This window comes from Nocardia sp. NPDC003345 (assembly GCF_053589395.1).
On the sequence record NZ_JBSFRU010000541.1, the window covers coordinates 1 to 2,239 of the forward strand.

A 2,239-nucleotide genomic window follows, 5' to 3' on the forward strand; every position below is an offset into this window, starting at 1 on the left:
GCCGCGTCGAGGAATTCGGTCTCAAGAAGATGTGGCGGTCGCCCAACGGCACCATCCGCAACATTCTCGGCGGCACCATCTTCCGCGCGCCGATCATCATCTCCAACGTTCCGCGCCTGGTTCCCGGCTGGACCAAGCCGATCATCATCGGCCGCCACGCGTTCGGCGACCAGTATCGCGCCACCGACTTCAAGGCCTTCCAGGCCGGCACCGTCACCCTCACCTTCACCCCGGAAGACGGCAGTGAGCCGATCGTGCACGAGGTCGTGAAGATGCCCGAGGACGGCGGCGTCATCATGGGCATGTACAACTTCAAGAAGTCCATCGAAGATTTCGCGCGAGCCTCGTTCAACTACGGGCTGCAGCAGAACTACCCCGTCTACATGTCGACGAAGAACACCATCCTCAAGGCGTACGACGGCATGTTCAAGGACACCTTCCAGGAGGTGTTCGACGCCGAGTTCAAGAGCCAGTTCGAGGCGGCGGGCCTCACCTACGAGCACCGGCTGATCGACGATATGGTCGCCTCCTCCATGAAATGGGAGGGCGGCTACGTCTGGGCCTGCAAGAACTACGACGGCGATGTGCAGTCCGATACCGTCGCGCAGGGCTTCGGTTCGCTGGGTCTGATGACCTCGGTGCTGCTGACCCCGGACGGCCAGACCTGTGAGGCCGAGGCCGCGCACGGTACGGTCACCCGGCATTACCGTCAGCACCAGCAGGGCAAGCCGACCTCGACCAACCCGATCGCGTCGATCTTCGCCTGGACCCGCGGCCTCGAGCATCGCGGCAAGCTGGACAACACCCCCGAGGTGATCGGCTTCGCGCAGACGCTCGAGGATGTCGTCATCAAGACCGTCGAGGGCGGCCAGATGACCAAGGATCTCGCGCTGCTGGTCGGCGGCGACCAGGGCTACCTGAGCACCGAGGAGTTCCTCGCGGCACTGGACGCCAACCTGGCGCGCGCACTGCGCTGATCCGTTTCGCGCCGCCGTCGGCGGTGGCGTGGAGATCGTTACGAACGCCATGCATGGCACAACGGGCTGTTGTCATGCATGGCGTTCTCGCGTCCGGGTGGTGCCGATGTGACCGCGCCGGAAAACCAGCGCGACCGCCGGAAAACTGGCAGGCTGTCAACAAGGCGGGCGCGGTGGAGCGTCCGCCCGGTGATTTACACCGTAATGCTGCTGGTGATACCGGAGGACGACGATGTTCGAATGGTCCGATACCGACCTGATGGTCCGCGACGCGGTGCGGACGTTCATCGATAAGGAAGTGCGTCCGAACCTGGACGCCCTGGACAGCGGCGAGATGCTGCCCTACCCGATCCTGCGCAAGCTGTACGCGGATTTCGGTATCGGCGCCATGGCCGAAGAGGCCCTGAACAAGCAGCTGGCGGTCAAACAGGCCGCCGCCGAGGGCGCGGAGAAACCGGCCGCCAAAGATAAGGAACCCGCCGACAGCGGATTCGACCAGCAGACCATGATGGCCGTGCTGACCAGCGAACTCTCCGGTGTCTGCATGGGCTTGTGCAGTTCACTGGGAGTCAGCACCGGCCTCGGCGGCGCCACCATCCTGTCCCGGGGCACACTCGCCCAGCAGCAGCGATGGGTACCCGATATCGTGAGCCTGCGCAAGATCGCCTGCTGGGCCATCACCGAACCCGACTCCGGATCGGACGCATTCGGCGGGATGAAGACCTCCGTACGGCGCGACGGCGAGGACTACATCCTCAACGGCCAGAAGACATTCATCACCAACGGACCCTTCGCCGACACCCTCGTCGTATACGCGAAACTGGACGAGGGCGACGGCACCCCCTCCCGAGACCGCAAGGTGCTCACCTTCGTGCTCGACAAAGGTATGGAAGGGCTCACCCAAGGCAAACCGTTCAAAAAGATGGGCCTGCACGCGTCCCCGACCGGCGAACTGTTCTTCGACAACGTCCGCCTCGGCCGCGACCGGCTGCTCGGGGAGACCGAACAACATCGTGGCGGCGACGGCCGGGAGAGCGCCAAATCGAGTTTCGTCGCCGAACGCGTCGGCATCGGCTTCATGGCCCTCGGTGTGATCAACGAATGCCTGCGCCTGTGCACCGATTACGCCCGCACCCGCACCCTGTGGGGCCAGGAGATCGGCCGCTTCCAACTGATCCAGCTCAAACTGGCGAAAATGGAGGTCGCCCGGATCAACGTGCAGAACATGGTCTTCAACATCATCGAGCGCGGTAAAGCCGGCA

The 2,239-nt window shown here is 63.9% G+C and carries 2 protein-coding genes; both read left to right on the forward strand.

Annotated elements, in window-relative coordinates; all coding sequences use genetic code 11:
* On the forward strand, positions 1 to 977 hold a 977-nt coding region (locus ACWDU1_RS31765), incomplete at its 5' end, for an NADP-dependent isocitrate dehydrogenase (RefSeq protein ID WP_450004113.1).
* A 232-nt stretch (positions 978 to 1,209) separates the two neighbouring features.
* Positions 1,210 to 2,239, forward strand: a 1,030-nt coding sequence (locus ACWDU1_RS31770) for an acyl-CoA dehydrogenase family protein (protein ID WP_450004114.1), incomplete at its 3' end; no start/stop codon positions are given.